Consider the following 20,356-nt stretch of genomic DNA (forward strand, 5'->3'; position numbering starts at 1 on the left):
ATCACGTATAAGCCGTAAAGCCATTGCGCAGGGAAGGCCGGGTGTTCTCCGCTGAACCTGTATGCTCGTGTGCAGCATTTTTATACACATCGCACGCGAGACCGCGGGTGCAGCGCGCATCCGGTCTTCCCTGCGCCCTCTGATTTTCATGGGGCAAGGTTTTCTTTCAAAACTCCGGGCGCATGGCGCCGCGAGAATAGTTTCTGCTGTTTGAAATTCGAATAGAGCGCGTGGGTAATCGCTCCCCGTCGTCCCGGCGAACGCCGGGACCCATACGCCGCGGCGGTCGGTGCGGGCAAAATGTTAGCTACCGCGTCTCACCGATAAATTACGCGGTATAGGTCCCGGCGTTCGCCGGGACGACGCATGGATGGTGGCTGCGCCTACTTCGCCCGCATCGCTTCCGGCGTGTCGGGTTGCATCGAGGGATGGGCCTTGGCGAATTCCGGCAAGGCCATCGCGGTCTCGAAGATCCGCTTCACGGTCGGGTAGGGGCCAAGATCGATCTGCTGCGTCACCGCCGCGGTGACGTGGCCGACCATGCAGATGTCGGCGAAGGTCGGCGCATCGCCGTGACAGAAGCCTCCGGTGCCCTTGTCGCCGGCGAGATGGCCTTCCAATGCGGCCAGCGTCTCCACCGTCCAGTGCCGGCGCCACGCCGCTTGCTGGGTGTCGCGCAAATTCAGTTCGTGGTCGAGGTAGCGCCGCACCCGCGGCACCAGCAGCGGATGGCCTTCGCAGGCCACGATCTGTGCCAGACCGCGAACCCGGGCGCGGCCTTTTCGGTCGGCCGGCAGCAGCGGCGGCGCGGGATGCGTCTCCTCGAGATATTCGAGGATCGCGAGCGACTGGAACAGCGTGGTGCCGTCGTCGAGCACCAGCGAAGGCAGCGCCATCTGCGGATTGATCTCGCGATACGCCGCGTCGCGGTGCGCATTGGCGTCGAGGTCGATGAAGACGACGTCGGCAGCGACCTTCTTCAGGTTGAGCGCGATGCGAACCCGAAAACTCGCCAGCGATCGCCAGAAGGAAAAGAACTTCATGGGGGAGGCTCCGCACATCCATCATCTTCGAGAAGCATTCTTGAAAGAAGATGGATCACCGGGTCAAGCCCGGTGACGACGAGCTGCAGTGCGCTTCTCTTACCCTCCCCTGGAGGGGGAGGGTCGGTTCGCATGGAGCGAAGCGAAATGCGAAACGGGGTGGGGTGATCTCTCAGCTCGGGCACTGTTCGCGGGGAGGGACTGTCACCCCACCCCGCCGCGCGTTGCGCGTCGACCCACGAGCGAGCTTCGCTCGTCTCGGACCCCTCCAGGGGAGGGTGCGATCCCGCTACGCCCCGACCGCCTTCTTGCGCCAGGCCAGATGCACCGCGCAATTGCAACCCGGCGGGTGCGAGGCCAAATCCTTGGAGCTAACGTCGTTGGCGGGGGCGGGCGGCGCGGTCTTCTCCGCGCGATGCGGTTCCTGCGAGGGAATGTAGTTCAGCACCGGCGCCAGCCAGCGCTCGGTCTCGATGACGCTCATGCCCTTGCGCATCGCGTAGTCCTCGACCTGGTCGCGCTCGATCTTGCCGACGCCGAAATAGAAGCTCTCGGGATGCGAGAAATAGAGCCCCGACACCGACGAGCCCGGCCACATCGCAAAGCTCTCGGTCAGCTTCACCCCGGCGGTGTTCTCGGCGTCGAGCAGACGGAACAGCGTCGCCTTCTCGGTGTGATCGGGTTGGGCGGGATAGCCGGGCGCAGGCCGGATGCCGGCATATTGTTCTGATATCAACTGGTCCGGCGTCGCGGTCTCGTCCGGCGCGTAACCCCAGAATTCGCGCCGCACCCGCGCATGCATCCGCTCGGCAAAGGCTTCGGCGAGACGATCAGCCAGCGCCTTGCACAGGATCGAGGAGTAATCGTCATTGGCGTTCTTGAAACGGTCGGCGACCACGTCCTCGCCGATCCCGGCGGTGACGACAAAGGCGCCGATATAGTCGGGCACGCCGGAGGACACAGGCGCGATGAAGTCCGAAAGTGCTGCGTTGAAGCGGCCTTCGCGCTTCTCCAGCTGCTGGCGCAGCGTGTGGAAGGTGGCGATCTGCTCACGTCGCGTATCGTCGGCATAGACAGCGATGTCGTCGCCCACAGCATTGGCCGGCCAGAAGCCGATGGTGGCGCGCGCGGTGAACCATTTCTCCTTGATGATGAGATCGAGCATCTTGCGCGCATCGTCATGGAGCGAGCGCGCGACTTCGCCGACCTTGGGATCATCGAGGATGGCAGGATATCGCCCGGTCAGTTCCCAGGTCTGGAAGAACGGCGTCCAGTCGATGTATTCGGCGAGCTCCGCCAGATCGTAGGCGTCAAAACTCCTGAAGCCGAAGAATCTCGGCTTGGTCGGTGGCGCCTTGGCGAAGTCGATCGCGACCTTGTTGGCGCGGGCTGTGCCGAGCTTCAGCCGCTTCTTGTCGGCCTGCGCGCGGAAATGCGCCGCGGAAATCTTGGCATATTCGGCGCGGATGTCGGCGGCAAAGGCGTCGCGGCGCTCGGCCGAGAGCAGCGACGAGGCGACGCCAACGGCACGGCTGGCGTCGTTGACATGCACCACCGGCCCGCCCTTGTAGTTCGGGTCGATCTTGACCGCGGTATGGACCCGGCTGGTGGTCGCGCCGCCGATCAGAAGCGGCATCTTCATGCCCTGCCGTTCCATCTCGCCGGCGAGGAAACTCATTTCATCCAGGGAAGGTGTGATCAGGCCGGACAGCCCAATGATGTCGGCGCCCTCGGCCTTGGCGGTCTCGATGATCTTGGCGGCAGGCACCATGACGCCGAGGTCGATGACCTCGAAATTGTTACATTGCAGCACGATGCCGACGATGTTCTTGCCGATGTCGTGGACGTCGCCCTTGACGGTCGCGAGCACGATCTTGCCGGCGGCGCTGCGGCCGTCGCCGACGATGCCGTTGGCGAGGTTGCGCGCCTTCTCCTCTTCCATGAACGGCATCAGATAGGCGACCGCCTGCTTCATCACGCGCGCCGACTTCACCACCTGCGGCAGGAACATCTTGCCGTCGCCGAAGAGGTCGCCGACGATGTTCATGCCGGCCATCAGCGGGCCTTCGATGACATTGAGCGGACGCTCGACCGTCAGCCGCGCGGCTTCGGTATCGGCCTCGATATATTCGGTGATGCCGTGCACCAGCGCGTGGGACAGCCGCTTCTCGACCGGCCATTCGCGCCAGGCCAGGTCCTGTTCCCTGGTCTGCTTCTCCTTGCCGCGGAATTTCTCCGCCAGCGCCAGCAGCCGTTCGGACGCGCCGGGATCGCGGTTGAGGATGACGTCCTCGCAGGTCTGGCGCAGCTCGGGATCGATGTCGTCATAGACGATCATCTGCCCGGCATTGACGATGCCCATGTCCATGCCGGCGTGAATCGCGTGATACAGGAACACCGAATGCATGGCCTCGCGCACCGGCTCGTTGCCGCGGAACGAGAACGACAGGTTGGAGACGCCTCCGGAAATATGCGCGCCCGGCAGGTTCTGGCGGATCCAGCGCGTCGCCTCGATGAAGTCGACGCCGTAGTTGTTGTGCTCTTCCAGCCCGGTCGCGATCGCAAAGATATTCGGATCGAAGATGATGTCTTCCGGCGGGAAGTCGAGCTCCTTGACCAGGATGTCGTAGGCGCGCTTGCAGATCTCGGTCTTGCGCGCGAACGTATCGGCCTGGCCGGCCTCGTCGAACGCCATCACCACCACGGCGGCGCCATGGCGTCGCGCGATGCGGGCTTCGTGGACGAACTTCTCGACGCCCTCCTTCATCGAGATCGAATTCACCACCGGCTTGCCCTGAACGCATTTCAGGCCGGCTTCGATCACGGCGAACTTCGACGAGTCCACCATCACGGGGACGCGGGCGATGTCGGGCTCGGCGGCGACGAGGTTGAGGAACGTCACCATCGCGGCTTCGGAATCCAGCAGGCCCTCGTCCATGTTGACGTCGATGATCTGGGCGCCGTTCTCGACCTGGTCGCGCGCCACGGCCAACGCTGCGGTGTAATCGCCCGCGGTGATCAGCTTGCGGAATTTCGCCGAACCGGTGACGTTGGTGCGTTCGCCGACATTGACGAAGGGAATTGCGGGCGTCAGTTCGAACGGCTCCAATCCCGAGAGCCGCAGCCGCGGCTCGATCGCGGGGACGACGCGAGGTTTGTGCCGGGCGACGGCCGCGGCAATCGCCGCGATATGATCCGGCGTGGTGCCGCAGCAGCCGCCGACGATATTGACGAGGCCGGCAGCTGCGAACTCGCCGATCAGCCGCGCCATGTATTCAGGGGTTTCGTCGTACTGGCCGAACTCGTTGGGCAGGCCGGCGTTCGGATAGGCGCACACCAGCGTGTCGGCGACGCGGCCGATATCGGCGATGTGGGCGCGCAGGTCCTCGGCGCCGAGCGCACAGTTGAAGCCGATGGTGGCAGGCCTGGCGTGCCGGACCGAATTCCAGAACGCTTCCGGCAATTGGCCCGAGAGCAGGCGGCCGGACTTGTCGGTGATGGTGCCCGAGATCATCACGGGCACGTCGACGCCGCGCGCTTCGGTGATCTCGGCGATGGCGTAGAGCGCCGCCTTGGCGTTCAGCGTGTCGAAGATGGTTTCGACCAGCAGCAGATCGGCGCCGCCGTCGAGCAGGCCGTTGATCTGTTCGCCATAGGCCTTGCGCAGGTCGTCGAAAGTGACGGCGCGGTAGCCGGGGTTGGACACGTCGGGCGAGATCGAGGCGGTGCGGTTGGTCGGGCCCAAGGCACCTGCAACGAAACGCTGTTTGCCATCCTCGGCGCTGACGCGCTCGGCCGCGGCGCGCGCGAGCCTGGCGCCGTCGCGGTTGAGCTCGTAGGCGAGGTCCGACATGTCGTAGTCGGCCTGCGCGATCGAGGTCGAGGAAAACGTGTTGGTGGCGACGATGTCGGCGCCCGCGCGCAAATAGGCGGCGTGGATGTCCTCGATCGCGTCAGGCTGCGTCAGGATCAGCAAGTCGTTGTTGCCACGGACATCGCGATGGAAATCCGCAAACCGCGCGCCGCGAAACGCGGCCTCGTCGTATTGCAGGCCCTGGATCATGGTGCCCATGGCGCCGTCGAGCACCAGGATGCGTTCGCGGGCGGCGGCGAGCAAAGCGGTTCGCTTGGGCGAAATCGGAGCGGTCATGGATCAGGCAGCCTTCTGTGCGCCAGCGGGGCGGATGCCCAACAAATGGCTGATCGCAAACACGAGGTCCGCGCGGTTCATGGTGTAGAAATGAAAGGTATCGACGCCGTGCTTGGCGAGCTTCTGCACCTGGCCGGCCGCGACGGTGGCGGCGACCAGCTTGCGGGTTTCGGCGTCGTCGTCGAGGCCCTCGAACTTGTCCGCCAGCCACGACGGCACGGTGGTGCCTGCGCGGGTCACGAAGCCGCGCGCCTGCTTGAAATTGTGCATCGGCATGATGCCCGGCACGACCGGGATATCGATGCCGTGGGCGCGGACGCGGTCGAGGTAACGGAAGTAGAGATCGTTATCGAAGAACACCTGGGTGATGGCGCGGGTAGCACCCGCATCGACCTTGGCCTTGAGCGTGTCGATGTCGGCATCCAGGCTCGGGCTCTCCGGGTGCTTCTCCGGATAGGCCGACACCGAAATTTCGATATCGGGATAGCGCTTCTTGATGCCTTCGATCAGGTCCGGCGAACTTTGATAGCCGTCGGGATGCGCCTGATAGGCGGTGCCGATGCCGGTGGTGGGATCGCCACGCAGCGCGACGATGTGGCGGACGCCGACGTCGTGATAGCGCGCCACCACGTCGTCGATCTCGCCTTTGGGCGCCCCGACGCAGGTCAGATGCGCGGCCGGCGTAAGCCGAGTCTCTTTCAGGATGCGGGCGATGGTCGAATGGGTACGCTCGCGCGTCGATCCGCCGGCGCCATAGGTCACCGAGACGAAGTTGGGGGCGAGCGGCGCCAGCCGGTTGACGGTCTCCCACAGGGAACGCTCCATCTCCTCGGTCTTCGGCGGGAAGAATTCGAAGGAGATCTTTGGCGAGTGGAGCGCACGGCCATCGGGTGCGGGGGAGGTAACCTCGGTCATGGCAGTCGCGGAGCTCCACAGGATTGGGCCAACATCAGGCCTGGCGGCCATCGGCTAAACTAAGCCAAATGCGACGCTCCAGACAGCCCATCAGGCATGGGAAATTGCCCATCAGATATGAAATATCTGAGGAATTCGCTTCAGAATCGCGATGGGTGGGCAGGCATGGTCAGGAAGCTATCTTGTCATAATATGTAGTTATTTCAATATATTATGATGATTTTGGCGCTTGATCCTGCTGCGGATCGGATATTGGGCAGTATCGAGCTATATGATATTTGTTATATTTCATCCCACTTGCACTGGTCGTTGGCCGCATCTCATGCCCGCCGGCGCGGGCCTGATCTGCACGTCGGCACCCTTTGTCGCCGGCGCTTGCCGCACTAGCTTAGCGCCATGATCCCGCTTTCCGTTCTCGACCTTTCCGTCGTCACCACCGGCACCCGACCAGCCGCGGCACTGCGCAACAGCATTGATCTGGCGCGCCATGTCGATGCTCTCGGCTACGTCCGCTACTGGCTTGCCGAGCATCACAATCTGGCTTCGGTCGCGAGCCCCGCGCCCGACCTGATGATCGGGCAGATCGCCGCGGTGACCAAAAACATCCGCGTCGGTTCTGGCGGCGTGATGCTGCCCAACCACGCGCCGCTGGTGGTGGCCGAACGCTTCAAGATGCTGGAGGCGCTGTTTCCCGGCCGCATCGATCTCGGGCTCGGCCGCGCGCCCGGCACCGATGGCGCGACCGCGCATGCTTTGCGCAGCCGGCTCGACCGCCGCGAGGGCGACGATTTTCTCGAACGGCTGCAGGAACTGATCCTGTGGGAGACCCGCGGCTTTCCGGCGGGCCATCCCTACAACAATGTGGTGGCGATGCCCGATGACGTGCCGCTGCCGCCGATCTGGCTGCTCGGTTCGTCCGACTACTCCTCGGAGCTTGCCGCGCAAGTCGGCATGGGCTTCGCGTTCGCGCATCATTTCGCGTCCTATGACGCGGTCGCGGCGATGACCAACTACCATGCGCATTTCAAGTCGGAAGGCGGCTGGATCGCGAAGCCGCACGGCATTCTCGCGATTGCCGCCGTTGCCGCGGAGACTGATGCGGAAGCCGAGAAGCTGGCGTCCTCGATGGACCTCAACCGCCTGCGCAGGGATCGCGGACAGTTTCTGCCGCTGCCCAGCGTCGAAGAAGCGCTGGCCTATCCCTATACGGATAGCGAGCGCGCCTCGATCATGCGCAACCGTTCGCGGCTGTTCGTCGGCAGCCCTGCGACCATCCAATCGAAGCTGCAGCCGATGCTGGACGCGGCGAAACCCGATGAGCTGATGATCATCACCGCGGTCTACGACCACGACGCGCGCAAGAAGTCCTACAGCCTGCTGGCGGATGCGTTCGGGGTGGGCAAGAAGGTGGCGGCGTAATACCGTCGTCCCGGCCTTGAGCCGGGACCCATACCGCGTGATCTACCTATGAACCAGTGTAGTAGACACCGTCTGAAGCAATTGCATTCGGTGGCTATGGGTCCCGGCTCAAGGCCGGGACGACGGGAAGATCAATCCCCGTTGCCGCTGAACGTCGCCCGGAACGGCTGCGCCGGATAGACGCCGACGATGCGGAATTCGCGCGAGAAGAACTTCAGTTCCTCCAGCGCAAACGCGAGGCCCTTGTCGTCGGGATGTCCGTCGACATCGGCATAGAATTGCGTCGCGAAGAATTCACCGTCGACCATGTAGCTCTCGAGCTTGGTCATGTTGACGCTGTTGGTGGCGAAACCGCCGAGCGCCTTGTAGAGCGCGGCGGGTAGATTACGCACCCGGAAAACAAAAGAGGTGACCAGCGGACCGGAGCCCTGCGCGGCCCATTTTTCCTCGCGCGCCAGCACCACGAAGCGGGTGGTGTTGTGGGTCTCGTCCTCGACGTCTTCGGCCAGGATATCGAGGCCGTAGATTTCGGATGCGAGTCGTGAGGCGATCGAGGCGCAGGATTTGTCGCCGCGTTCGGCGACGATGCGCGCGCTGCCGGCGGTATCGCCCGACACGATCGGCTTGATGCCGAGCTTGCGGATGATGCGGCGGCACTGGCCGAGCGCGTGGACGTGGCTCTCGACGGACTTGATATCGGCGAGCTTGCCGCCGCGCGGGGCCATCAACTGATGATGGATCGGCAAAAACCATTCGCCGACGATGAACAGGCCGGACTGCGGCAACAGGTGATGGATGTCGGCGACGCGGCCGGCGACCGAATTCTCGATCGGGATCATGCCAAGATCGGCCTCGCCCGAGGCGATCGCGGCCAGCGCGTCCTCGAAGGTCGGGCACGGTAACGGTTCGGCGTCCGGATAGGCCTCGACGATGGCGATATGGGAATTCGCGCCAGGCTCGCCCTGGAATGCGATTTTCAGCTTCTGGGTCATGGACGGCCTTGTAACAGCGGTTCAATTATTTGCCAGCAGGCGGCGGGCAGTTTCGAGATCGGCCGGGGTATCGACGCCGCGCGGGACGGTATCGACGATCATGACGTCGATCCGCATGCCGGCCTCGAGCGCGCGAAGCTGCTCCAGCTTCTCCTGTTGCTCCAGCGGCGAGGGCGGCAGCGTCACGAACCGCTCCAGCGCGGCGCGGCGATAGGCATAAAGCCCGATATGGTGGTAGCGCGGCCCGTCGCCGGTGGGGGCCGTCGCCCGCGTAAAATAAAGCGCCCGCAACCGCCGCGGGCCGATCGGGGAGCCGACCGCCTTGACCACGTTCGGGTTGGTGGCTTCTTCCTCAGTATGGATCTGGGCTGCGAGGGTTGCGATATCGACCGCGGGGTCGGCCAGCGGCGGCAGCACGTCCCGGATGTTGCCTGGCGAAATGGTCGGAAAATCGCCCTGCAGATTGACCACGATTTCGATCTTCCCCTGAGGATCGAGCTGTTTCAGGGCCTCATAGATCCGGTCCGAGCCGGAGGGGTGGTCGGGGCGGGTCATGACCACCTCGCCGCCATGGAGTTTCACGGCCGCCGCGATCTCAGGCGTGTCGGTGGCGACCGCGACCCGGCCGATCTGTGCCTCTTCCGCCCGCCGCAACACATGGACGATCATCGGCAGGCCGCCGATGTCCAGCAGCGGCTTGCCCGGCAGGCGGGTCGCTGCCATGCGAGCGGGAATCAGCACCAGAGTACGGGTTTCGGTCATGGGAGCGCGGTCAGAGGCGGCCTCGAAAACAGGCCGGAAATAATGGGGATTGGCGGAAAGTCGGGGCGTTTATACGGGTTGCCAGAGCCCGGGCAAACCGATATCTCAACCCTGCTGAGGGTGCAGCGCGAAAGCCTGATTCCTGATGCTATCCCGCGGCCGTTCTGCCGGCCTTACGTCGACCTTCAGGGCTGGAGCCTGATCCGCAATGGACTCCTTCGAACTCAATAAGATCATCGGTGCCGTCCTCGGTACCTGCATCCTGCTTCTGGTGACGAGCTTTGGCGCCGGCGCGATTTTCTCGCCCAAGATGCCGGAAAAACCGGGCTTCGAGATCGCCGTGAAGGAAACGGCCCACGAAGGTGGCGCCAAGGAAGCTGCCGCGCCGTCCGAGCCGATCGAAAAGCTGCTGCAGACTGCTTCCGTCGAGAAGGGTGCCGCCGCCGCCAAGAAGTGCGCGGCCTGCCACACCTTCGAAAAGGGCGGCCCCAACCGCGTCGGCCCGAACCTGTTCGGCATTGTCAACGACCACAGGGGCGAGGGACGTGGCGGCTTTAATTTCTCGGCGGCCATGAAGGCCAAGGGCGGCGAGTGGACGTTCGACGATCTCAACAAGTTCATCGCCAATCCGAAGGGCTTCATCCCCGGTACCGCCATGGGCTTTGCCGGTATCCCGAAGGACAGCGAGCGGGCCGACGTGATCGCTTATCTGGCCACGCTGGCCGACAAGCCGGTTCCGCTTCCGACGGCGGCGAAATAACATTTCCGCAGTCCGGCATGGACTTGCGCGCGACAGGACGGCCAGGCATTGCCTGGCCGTTTTTCGTCAACTGATCGCATTGTCGTTATCGGGACGTTTCGCCGCACCGTCATCGCCTTCCGGCTATTATCATGAGGAAAAAGCAACGTAATTTGTCGAACCCTTGCCTTATATTTGGCGCTGGTTAGCGCCGGGGCCGTAAACAGGAATTCCTCATTTGGCGATTACCCGACGACATCTTCTGCAGGGCGGCGCCGTCGCCGCGACGGCCCCGGCGCTGGGGCTCATCCCGTACCTTGGCGGAATTACGCCGGCGCAAGCGCAGGCGGCGCCGGATGGGCTCAAATGGCGGCACGCGCTCGCCACCTTTGGCGACATCAAATACCCGGCCGGCTTCAAGCGCTTCGACTACGTCAACCCGGATGCGCCGAAGGGCGGCCTCGTCCGTCAGCTCGAAATCGGCACCTTCGACAATTTCAACATCGTGATTGCCGGACTTAAGGGATCGATCGCCAGCGGCGTCGGCCTCATTTTCGAGTCGCTCACCAGCCAGTCGCTCGACGAGGTGTCGACCGCCTACGGCGTGCTGGCGGAAGCGGCGGCCCATCCTGACGATTTCTCCTATGTGATTTACCGGCTGCGTCCGAATGCGCGCTGGCACGACGGCAAGCCGGTGACGCCGGCCGACGTCATCTTCTCGTTCAACGCGCTGAAGACCAACAGCCCGATGTACAGTTCCTACTACCGTCACATCACAGGCTGCGAACAGATCGGCGAGCGCGACGTGAAGTTCGTCTTCGACGGGCCCGGCAACCGCGAACTGCCGGTGATCGCGGGCGAAGTGATGGTGTTTCCCAAACACTGGTGGGAAGGAACGGATTCACAAGGGCGCAAGCGGGATATCGCCGCGACCACGCTGGAGCCCCCGTTGGGTTCGGGTCCCTACCGCATCAAGGAATTCGTCGCCGGGCGGTCGATGCTGCTCGAGCGTGTTACGGACTATTGGGGCAAGGACATTCCGCAGGGCGTGGGACAGTATAATTTCGATCAGATCCGCTATGAATTCTTCCGCGACAGCACCGTCGCGCGCGAAGCCTTCAAGGCCGATCAGCTCGACTGGATCGCAGAGCTCAGCGCCAAGGAGTGGTCGGTGGCCTACGATTTCCCCGCCGTGCGCGAGGGCCGCGTGATCAAGGAGAAGTTTCCGGTCCTGAGCTCCGGGCGAATGCAGGGATGGGCGTTCAACCTTCGCCGCCCGCTCTTCAGGGATGCGCGGCTGCGTCGCGCCTTCAACTACGCGTTCGATTTCGAGGAAATGAACCGGCAGCTTTCGACCGGAGAGTACACAAGGGACAACAGCTATTTCGAAGGCACCGAGCTGGCCGCCAGCGGCCTCCCCGAGGGCCTCGAATTGCAGATGCTCGAAACCGTGCGGGACAAGGTGCCGGCGGAAGTATTCACCACGCCATACACCAACCCGGTGAACGGCAACCCCGAAGCGGTCCGCACCAATCTGCGCGAGGCGACGCGTCTGCTCAAGGAAGCGGGATTTGAAATCCGCGACCGCAAGCTGGTCGATCCGGCCGGACAGCCGGTCAGCGTCGAGATTCTGAATCCCGATCCGGGCATGGAGCGGATGACGCTGTTCTACAAACCCGCGCTGGAACGTCTCGGCATCAACGTCAACGTCCGTACCGTCGACGATGTCCAGTATCAGAACCGGATCCGCAGCTTCGACTTCGACATCACCACGGTGGTATGGGCGCAGTCGCTGTCGCCGGGCAACGAACAGCGCGAATTTTTCGGCTCGGAGGCGGCCGATCGTCCCGGAAGCCGCAACCTGCCGGGGATCAAGAATCCGGCGGTCGATGCGTTGATCGAACGGATCATCTTCGCCAAGGATCGCGCCGAACTGGTCGCGGCCTCGAGGGCGATGGATCGGGTATTGCTCTGGAACTTCTATCTGGTTCCGCAATTCATCTATGGTTTCCAGCGTTATGCGCGCTGGGACCGCTTCAGCCACCCGGATCCCCTGCCGAAATACGGCATTTCCGGATTCCCGACCGTGTGGTGGTTCGACGCCGAAAAAGCAGCCAGGATCGGAAAGCGCAGTTGAAGGAATCGTCCATGGCGCTGTTCAATCGCCGGCACGTGCTGGGCCTCGGCGTCGGCGCGCTGAGCGCGGCGCAGTTCGGATTATCGGCTGCAGCCGAAGACGGCGCCGAAACGCACGGGCTGTCGGTGTTCGGAGACCTGAAATATCCGGCCGACTTCCACCATTTCGACTACGTCAACCCGGCGGCGCCGAAGGGCGGGGCGTTCTCCCTGATCCCGTCGGTGCGCGCCTACAATCAATCGTTCCAGACCTTCAATTCGTTCAACGCCTACATCCTCAAGGGCGAGGGCGCGCAGGGCATGGACATGACCTTCGCGTCGCTGATGGTGCGGGCCAACGACGAGCCCGACGCGATGTATGGTCTCGCGGCGAAGTCGGTGCGGATTTCGCCCGACAAGCTGACCTACCGTTTCTCGATGCGGCCGGAAGCCCGCTTTCACGACGGCTCGAAGCTGACCGCCCACGACGTCGCCTTCTCGATCAACACGCTGAAGGAAAAAGGTCACCCGCTGATCCTGGTGCAGTTGCGCGATCTGGTGAAGGCCGAGGCGCTCGACGACGCGACGGTGGCCGTCATGTTCGCGCCGAACCGGGCGCGCGACGTGCCGCTGTACGTGGCGGGCCTGCCGATCTTCTCGAAGGCTTATTACGCGACGCGGCCGTTCGACGAATCGACGCTCGATGCGCCGCTCGGCTCCGGGCCCTACAAGGTCGGCAGGTTTGAGGCCAACCGCTACGTCGAATACGACCGGGTCAAGGACTGGTGGGCGGCCGATCTGCCGGTCTGCCGCGGCAACTTCAATTTCGACACCGTGCGCTATGAATTCTATCGCGACCGCGATGTGGCGTTCGAAGGTTTTTCCGGCAGGAGCTATCTCTACCGCGAGGAGTTCACCGCGCGCATCTGGGCCACGCGTTACGACTTTCCGGCGATCAAGGACGGCCGCGTCAAGCGGGAGACGCTGCCCGACGAAACGCCATCCGGCGGCCAGGGCTGGTTCTTCAATACCCGTCGCGACAAGCTCAAAGACCCCAGGGTGCGCGAAGCGGTCAACTATGCCTTCGATTTCGAATGGACCAACAAGACCGTTATGTACGGCGCCTATGCGCGCACCTGCTCGCCGTTCCAGAATTCGGACATGGTGGCGACCGGGCTGCCGTCGCCGGAAGAGTTGAAGCTGCTGGAGCCGTTCCGCGGGCAGGTGCCGGACGAGGTATTCGGTCAGCCGTTCGTGCCGCCGGTGTCCGACGGCTCGGGGCAGGACCGCGCGCTGTTGCGCAAGGCGCAGCAATTGCTGCAGGAAGCCGGACTTCCCGTGAAGGACGGCAAGCGGATGCTGCCGAACGGCGAGGTTTTCACGATCGAATTCCTGCTCGACGAGGTGTCGTTCCAGCCGCATCACGCCACCTTCATCAAAAACCTCGCCCAACTCGGCATCGATGCCGCGATCCGGATGATCGACGCCGTTCAATACCGCGCGCGCGTCGAGTCGTTCGATTTCGATATCACGACCCAGCGCCTGAGCATGTCGGCGACGCCGGGCGACAGCCTGCGGCCGTATTTTTCCTCCCAGGCCGCCTCCACCAAGGGGTCCTACAATCTGGCGGGCGTCGCCAGTCCCGCGATCGACGCCCTGATCGAAAAGGCCATCGGCGCCGAAACGCGCAACGACCTGACCAATGCCTGCCGCGCGCTCGACCGGGTGTTCCGTGCCGGCCGCTACTGGGTTCCGCAGTGGTTCCGCTCGTCGCACCCGATTGCCTATTGGGACCTGTTCGCGCATCCGCCGAAGCCGGCGCGCTACGCGCAAGGTACCGGCGCGCCCGACAACTGGTGGGCTGATCCCGCCAAGGCCGCCAAGTCAGAGCAGGCGAAGTAATTCATGGGCGCCTATATCGCACGCCGCATTTTGCTGATGGTCCCGACGCTGCTGGGGATCCTTCTGGTCTCGTTCATCGTCGTGCAGTTCGCGCCGGGCGGACCGGTGGAGCGCGTGCTGGCGCAGCTTTCCGGCGCCGACACCGGCGGCACCTCGCGGATATCAGGATCTTCCGGCGGCGACATCGTCGCGCGCGGCCAGGTCGGCGCCGCGGCGGACGCGGTCAGTTCGAAATATCGCGGCGCGCAGGGGCTCGATCCGGACTTCATCAAGAAGCTGGAAACGCAGTTCGGCTTCGACAAGCCGGCGCCGGAGCGTTTCGCCCTGATGCTGTGGAATTTTTCGCGCTTCGATTTCGGCAAGAGCTATTTCCGCGACGTCAGCGTGCTCCAGCTCATCAAGGAGAAGTTGCCGGTTTCGATGTCGCTCGGGATCTGGATGACGCTCCTGACCTATCTGATCTCGATTCCGCTCGGCATCCGCAAGGCCGTGCAGGACGGCTCGCGGTTCGATACCTGGACGTCCGCCATCATCATCGTCGGCTTTGCGATACCCGGCTTCCTGTTCGCGATTCTCTTGATCATCCTGTTCGCCGGCGGCTCGTTCTTCAACATCTTCCCGTTGCGCGGCCTGACCTCGGACGGCTGGGCGCAATTCCCCTGGTACTGGAAGATCATCGACTATTTCTGGCACATCACGCTGCCGCTGATCTCGATGGCGCTGGGCGCCTTCGCAACCATGACGCTTTTGACCAAGAACTCGTTCCTCGACGAAATCCGCAAGCAATATGTCATGACGGCGCGCGCCAAGGGCTGCAGCGAGCGCCAGGTGCTGTACAATCACGTCTTCCGCAACGCGATGCTGATCGTGATCGCGGGTTTCCCCGGCGCGTTCATCCACGCCTTCTTCTCCGGCTCGCTCTTGATCGAGACCATCTTCTCGCTCGACGGCCTCGGCCTGCTCGGTTTCGAGAGCGTGCTGAATCGCGATTATCCTGTCGTGTTCGGTACGCTGTTCATCTTTTCGCTGGTCGGCCTCGTGGTCAACCTGGTCTCCGATCTCGCTTACATGTGGATCGATCCGCGGATCGATTTCGAGGCGCGTGAAGTCTGATGACGGTCATTGCGCCCCAGCCGATCGAGACCACGACGCAAGCGCCGCTCGGCGAGGCGGTGCCGATCACGCGCAGCCGGTTCGCGCCGTCGCCGCTCAACCGCCGCCGCTGGCAGAACTTCAAGGCGAACCGCCGGGGTTACTGGTCGTTCTGGATCTTCCTGATCCTGTTCGTGGTCTCGCTGTTTGCCGAACTGATCGCCAACGACCGGCCGTTCCTGGTCAAGTATGACGGCCATCTCTACTGGCCGGCCTTCATCAGCTATTCCGAAACCACGTTCGGCGGCGACTTCGAGACCGCCGCCGATTATCGCGATCCCTATCTGCAGAAGCAGATCGCCGACAAGGGCGGCACCATCCTCTGGCCGCTGATCCGCTATTCCTACGACACCCACAACCTCGATCTGCCGACGCCGGCGCCGTCGAAGCCGACCTGGATGCTGACCGAACAGCAGTGCAGCGAGATCGTGAAGAAGAAGCATCTCACCGGTTGCCGCGACCTCGAATATAACTGGCTCGGCACCGACGATCAGGGCCGCGACGTGGTGGCGCGCCTGATCTACGGTTTCCGCATCTCGGTGTTGTTCGGGCTGACGCTGACCATCGTCTCCTCGATCATCGGCATCGCCGCTGGCGGGGTGCAGGGCTATTTCGGCGGCTGGATCGATCTCGGTTTCCAGCGCTTCATCGAAATCTGGAACGCGATTCCCTCGCTCTATCTGCTCTTGATCATATCGGCGGTGCTGCCGCCGGGCTTCTTCATCCTGCTCGGCATCCTCCTGCTGTTCTCCTGGGTATCGCTGGTGGGGCTGGTGCGCGCCGAATTCCTGCGCGGGAGAAATTTCGAGTATATCCAGGCAGCGCGCGCGCTCGGCGTCTCCAATGCCACCATCATGTTCCGCCATCTGCTGCCGAATGCGATGGTGGCGACCATGACGTTCCTGCCGTTCATCGTATCATCCTCGGTGATGACGCTGACGGCGCTGGATTTCCTCGGCTTCGGCCTGCCGCCCGGCTCGCCGTCGCTGGGTGAATTGCTGTCGCAAGCCAAGGCCAACGTGCAGGCGCCGTGGCTCGGCTTCACCGGCTTCTTCTCGGTCGCGATCATGCTGTCGCTCTTGATCTTCATCGGCGAGGCCGCGCGCGACGCCTTCGATCCGCGCAAGACGTTCCGGTAAGGACCCGCGCATGGACGCCATCAACCAGCCCCTGCTCGACGTTCGCGACCTCTCGGTGGCGTTCGGCAGCACGCTTGCGGTCGACCATGTCTCGTTTTCCATCAAGCGCGGCGAGTGCGTGGCGCTGGTCGGCGAATCCGGTTCCGGAAAATCCGTCAGCGCGCTGTCGATCCTGAAGCTGCTGCCCTATCCGAATGCCTCTCATCCCTCCGGCAGCATCCGCTTCAGGGGCCGCGATATCCTGACGGCGTCCGAGAACGAGGTGCGCGAAATCCGCGGCAACGACATCTCGATCATCTTCCAGGAGCCGATGACCTCGCTCAATCCGCTTCACACCATCGAGGCGCAGATCGGCGAGATACTGTTTCTCCACAACGGCATCCGTGGTGCGATGGCGCGGGCGCGGACGCTGGAATTGCTGACGCAGGTCGGCATTCCCGATCCTGAAACAAGGCTGAAGAGCTATCCGCATCAATTGTCCGGCGGCCAGCGCCAGCGCGTGATGATCGCGATGGCGCTCGCCAACGAGCCGGACCTGCTGATTGCGGACGAGCCGACCACCGCGCTCGACGTCACCGTGCAGGCGCAGATCCTGGCGCTGCTCGCCGAAATTCGCGCCCGGCTCGGCATGAGCCTGCTGTTCATCACCCATGACCTCGGCATCGTGCGCCGCATCGCCGACGTCGTCTGCGTCATGAATTCGGGCAAGATCGTCGAGGCGGGGCCGGTCGAGCAGGTCTTTACCGCGCCGAAACATGCCTATACCCGCGCGCTGCTGGCCGCCGAGCCGAAGCCCGATCCGGCGCCGCCGCGGCCGGAATCGCCGGTGGTGATGTCGGCCGACAACCTGAAGGTCTGGTTTCCGATCAAACGGGGCCTGCTGCGCTCGACCGTCGGGCACATCAAGGCGGTGGACGGCGTCAGTCTCGCGGTACGCAAGGGCGAGACGCTCGGCGTCGTCGGCGAATCCGGTTCAGGCAAGACCACGCTGGGTCTTGCGCTGCTGCGGCTGATTTCGTCCGACGGGCCGATCGTGTTTCTCGGCCAGAACATTCAAGGCCTGCGTTTCAAGGCGATGCTGCCGTTCCGGCGTGACATGCAGATCGTGTTTCAGGATCCGTTCGGCGCGCTGAGCCCGCGGATGTCGGTCGGCGACATCGTCGCCGAGGGCCTGAGCGTGCATCAGCCTTCGCTGTCGTACGAGGAGCGCGAGACGCGGGTCATCAAGGCGCTCGAGGATGTCGGGCTTAACCCGGAATGGCGCTTCCGCTATCCGCATGAATTTTCCGGCGGCCAGCGCCAGCGGATTTCGATCGCGCGCGCGGTGGTGCTGGAGCCGAACTTCGTCGTGCTGGACGAGCCGACCAGCGCGCTCGACATGTTGCTGCAAGCCCAGATGGTCGACCTGCTGCGCGAACTGCAGCGCAAGCGCGATCTGACCTACATGTTCATCTCGCACGACCTGCGCGTGGTGGCATCCTTGGCCAGCCATCTGATCGTGATGCGTCTCGGCAAGGTGATCGAGGAGGGCCCGGCGGCGGAACTGTTCAAGAATCCGAAGAGCGACTACACCCGCGCGCTGTTCGCCGCGGCGTTCCGGATCGAGGCCGTTCCGGATGGGGCGTGACGGTCGTCATACCCCGCGAAAGCGGGGTATCCAGTACGCTGCGGCCACTCGATTTGAATTGCATCTGTCACGGAGTACTGGATCACCCGCCCCAGTGCGCAATCGTGCACAAGGCGGGTGATGACAGCCAGGCTAGCCCAACCTCTTGACCGCCGTGATCTCGCTGCCGGCGGCCCTGATGCGCGCGATGGCCTCGCGTGTATTCTCGATCGCCGTTGCCATGTGATGCGCATTGGCGTGCACGATGGTTTCCCCATCGCGGACGATGGCGACATGTCCCTTCCAGAAGATCAGGTCGCCGCGTTGCAGTTTGTGCATTTCGGCGGCCTCCAGCATTCGGCCGAGGCCGTCCCGCTGCATGTCGCTGTCGCGCGGGCAGCCGGTGCCGGCGGCGTTCAGCGCCACCTGGACCAGGCCGGAGCAATCGATGCCGAGACTGCTCTTGCCGCCCCACAGATAGGGCGTGCCGACAAATCGTTCGGCGACCGCGACGAAATCGCTTTCGACCGCGTCGAGGCTACCGAGATGCCGGCGCGGCAGACACCAGCCGTCGCGGGTGACGGCGAATGCGCCGTCTTCGCGGGTCACCGTTACTTTCGCGCTGAAAGACAGCGTCTCGACCGGCGGCAATTTGATCGAGGGTCCCGGAAACGCGAAGGTGCGCAATGCAGTAACCTGATGCGTCGGCGAAGCCGCGATCTTTGCCAGGGCGGCATCCGGAAGCCAGCCGACATAACCGTCGCTGTTCAGTTGACCCCAGGCAAAGCCTTCGCCGTTGCGATCGTAGACCGTGACGCGCTCGCCCTTCAGCGCCTGCGTCGCCAGTTCGGCGTCGGCGAAAGGGTTCAGGCGCAGCGGCGCGATCGCGTCCGCAACTTCGAACACTTCACCCTCGACAAAGCGCGCGGCCTTGACCTTGCCTTCGAGATATTTGGCGGCGACCTCGGGCCGTGCCGGTGTCAGGCGCGGATCATCCATAGCGTTGGCTCAACAGTTTGTAGATCGCCCGCGCCGCCTGGCATTCGCCGCCCTCGGGGCGCGCGGGTTTGGCCGATGGCGTCCAGCCGTAGATGTCGACATGCAGCCATCGTGTTGTGTCCGACACGAAGCGTTGCAGGAACAGTGCGCAAGTGATCGAGCCGGCAAACCCGCCTGACGGCGCGTTGTTGATGTCGGCGACCTTCGAATCCAGCCATGAATCGTAAGCCGGCCACAGCGGCAACCGCCACAGCGGATCGTTCTCGCTTTTCGCATGGGCTGCGACGTCGCCGGCCAGCGTCTCGTCATTGGTGTAAAACGGCGGCAGATCCGGCCCCAGGGCCACCCGCGCGGCGCCCGTTAGCGTACCCAGATCGACCAGCAGGTCCGGCTTCTCCTCGTCCGCCAGCGCCAGCGCATCGGCCAATACCAGCCGTCCCTCGGCGTCGGTGTTGCCGATCTCCACCGTCGGTCCCTTGCGCGACTTGAAGATGTCGAGCGGACGGAAGGCGTTGCCGGCGACCGCGTTCTCGACCGCGGGGATCAGTACCCGCAGCCGGACCTTCAGTTTCGCGTCCATCACCATCTGCGCCAGCGCCAGCACGTTGGCCGCACCCCCCATGTCCTTCTTCATGATCAGCATGCCGCTCGACGGCTTGAGGTCGAGGCCGCCGGTGTCGAAGCAGACGCCCTTGCCGACCAGGGTCACCTTGGGATGGGCGGGATCGCCCCAGCCGATATCGATCAGCCGCGGCGCGCGCGTCGAGGCCATGCCGACGGCGTGGATCAGCGGAAAGTTCTGCGCGACCAGTTCGTCGCCGACGATGCTGTTGAAACTGGCGCCGTAACGTTTCGCCAGCGCCTCGGCGGCTTGCGCCAGTTGCTCCGGACCCATGTCGTTCGACGGCGTATTGATGAGGTCGCGTGCCAGCGACGCTGCTTCCGCCATCCGCACGATATCGGCGACATCAACCCCGTCAGGCGGCACCAGCCGGACGCCGGGCTGTTCGGCCTTGCGGTAGCGGCCGAAGCGGTAGTTGCCGAGCGCGAACGCCAGCGTCGCAAGGCGCACATCGTGCGGCGCGTTGGCAAAGCGATAGACCCCTGGTGGCAGCAGGCCCGGCAGGGCGCCTGCCCGGAACAGGTCGCGGGATTTGCTGCTCTCATCCTCGAGGCCGAAGACGACCTGCGCGATCTGCCCGTCGGGCGCGGGCAGGATCAGGCATTTGCCCGGCTTGGCGGTGAAGTCGTTGGCAACGGCAAATTGCCGGGCCGGTTCGGGAAGGCCCTTGGCGATGGCGGTCCATGTCGTCTTGGTGGCGAACGTAATCGGAATGGCCGGCGCGGCCGGCGCGGTCTCGAACAGGGAATGCATGCAGGTCTCGTAAAGCGGGGTCGGGCAGGGGTGCCGCGGCTTCATAGC

At 63.9% G+C, this 20,356-nt stretch carries 14 protein-coding genes; 7 read left to right on the top strand and 7 right to left on the bottom strand.

The window, feature by feature from the left end; translation table 11 throughout:
* Window positions 1-383 precede the first annotated feature (383 nt).
* The 3 genes from maiA to metF form a co-directional block, all read right to left on the bottom strand.
* On the bottom strand, window positions 384-1,043 hold the full coding sequence (gene maiA / locus BLR13_RS21620) for a maleylacetoacetate isomerase (protein ID WP_074819743.1): 660 nt from the start codon (window positions 1,041-1,043) through the stop codon (window positions 384-386).
* 289 nt (window positions 1,044-1,332) lie between these two features.
* Window positions 1,333-5,193, bottom strand: coding sequence for a methionine synthase (gene metH, locus BLR13_RS21625; protein ID WP_074819740.1), 3,861 nt, complete (start codon window positions 5,191-5,193; stop codon window positions 1,333-1,335).
* Window positions 5,194-5,196: 3 nt separating this feature from the next.
* Window positions 5,197-6,108, bottom strand: coding sequence for a methylenetetrahydrofolate reductase [NAD(P)H] (metF, locus tag BLR13_RS21630; protein ID WP_074819738.1), 912 nt, complete (start codon window positions 6,106-6,108; stop codon window positions 5,197-5,199).
* Between the two features lie 396 nt (window positions 6,109-6,504).
* On the opposite strand from metF, the gene BLR13_RS21635 reads away from it, so the two are divergent.
* A complete protein-coding gene (locus BLR13_RS21635; protein WP_074819736.1) occupies window positions 6,505-7,527 on the top strand; it encodes an LLM class flavin-dependent oxidoreductase in 1,023 nt (340 codons plus the stop codon).
* 131 nt (window positions 7,528-7,658) lie between these two features.
* Here the strand turns inward: BLR13_RS21635 and BLR13_RS21640 are convergent, their stop codons facing one another.
* Together BLR13_RS21640 and BLR13_RS21645 are read right to left on the bottom strand one after the other, a co-directional pair.
* Window positions 7,659-8,519 (bottom strand): prephenate dehydratase, encoded by an 861-nt coding sequence (locus tag BLR13_RS21640; protein WP_074819734.1) that lies wholly within the window; start codon window positions 8,517-8,519, stop codon window positions 7,659-7,661.
* Between the two features lie 21 nt (window positions 8,520-8,540).
* Window positions 8,541-9,281, bottom strand: a complete 741-nt coding sequence (locus BLR13_RS21645; RefSeq protein WP_074819732.1) for a 3-deoxy-manno-octulosonate cytidylyltransferase — start codon at window positions 9,279-9,281, stop codon at window positions 8,541-8,543.
* 208 nt (window positions 9,282-9,489) lie between these two features.
* Between BLR13_RS21645 and BLR13_RS21650 the strand changes: the two genes are divergently transcribed.
* The 6 genes from BLR13_RS21650 (at window position 9,490) to BLR13_RS21675 (ending at window position 17,955) form a co-directional block, all read left to right on the top strand.
* Complete coding sequence (locus BLR13_RS21650; protein ID WP_074819730.1) at window positions 9,490-10,041, top strand: c-type cytochrome; 552 nt, start codon at window positions 9,490-9,492, stop codon at window positions 10,039-10,041.
* 217 nt (window positions 10,042-10,258) lie between these two features.
* Entirely contained in the window at window positions 10,259-12,157 is a 1,899-nt protein-coding gene (locus BLR13_RS21655; protein ID WP_074819727.1) for an extracellular solute-binding protein, read from the top strand.
* An 11-nt stretch (window positions 12,158-12,168) separates the two neighbouring features.
* Window positions 12,169-14,037, top strand: coding sequence for an extracellular solute-binding protein (locus BLR13_RS21660; RefSeq protein ID WP_074819725.1), 1,869 nt, complete (start codon window positions 12,169-12,171; stop codon window positions 14,035-14,037).
* Window positions 14,038-14,040: 3 nt separating this feature from the next.
* Window positions 14,041-15,150 carry a microcin C ABC transporter permease YejB gene (locus tag BLR13_RS21665; RefSeq protein ID WP_074819723.1) on the top strand — a complete coding sequence of 370 codons (1,110 nt, stop codon included), beginning with the start codon at window positions 14,041-14,043 and terminating at the stop codon, window positions 15,148-15,150.
* Complete coding sequence (locus BLR13_RS21670; RefSeq protein ID WP_074819721.1) at window positions 15,150-16,328, top strand: ABC transporter permease; 1,179 nt, start codon at window positions 15,150-15,152, stop codon at window positions 16,326-16,328. The genes BLR13_RS21665 and BLR13_RS21670 overlap by 1 nt, the downstream gene beginning before the upstream one ends.
* Window positions 16,329-16,338: 10 nt before the next feature.
* On the top strand, window positions 16,339-17,955 hold the full coding sequence (locus BLR13_RS21675; protein WP_074819719.1) for an ABC transporter ATP-binding protein: 1,617 nt from the start codon (window positions 16,339-16,341) through the stop codon (window positions 17,953-17,955).
* Window positions 17,956-18,087: 132 nt separating this feature from the next.
* Here BLR13_RS21675 and BLR13_RS21680 read toward each other — a convergent pair whose 3' ends face one another.
* Window positions 18,088-18,933 (bottom strand): NlpC/P60 family protein, encoded by an 846-nt coding sequence (locus tag BLR13_RS21680; protein WP_074819717.1) that lies wholly within the window; start codon window positions 18,931-18,933, stop codon window positions 18,088-18,090.
* A complete protein-coding gene (locus tag BLR13_RS21685; RefSeq protein ID WP_074831252.1) occupies window positions 18,926-20,308 on the bottom strand; it encodes a leucyl aminopeptidase family protein in 1,383 nt (460 codons plus the stop codon). The genes BLR13_RS21680 and BLR13_RS21685 overlap by 8 nt, the downstream gene beginning before the upstream one ends.
* Window positions 20,309-20,356 lie beyond the last annotated feature (48 nt).

This window comes from Bradyrhizobium ottawaense (genome assembly GCF_900099825.1).
Lineage (GTDB): Bacteria > Pseudomonadota > Alphaproteobacteria > Rhizobiales > Xanthobacteraceae > Bradyrhizobium > Bradyrhizobium ottawaense_A.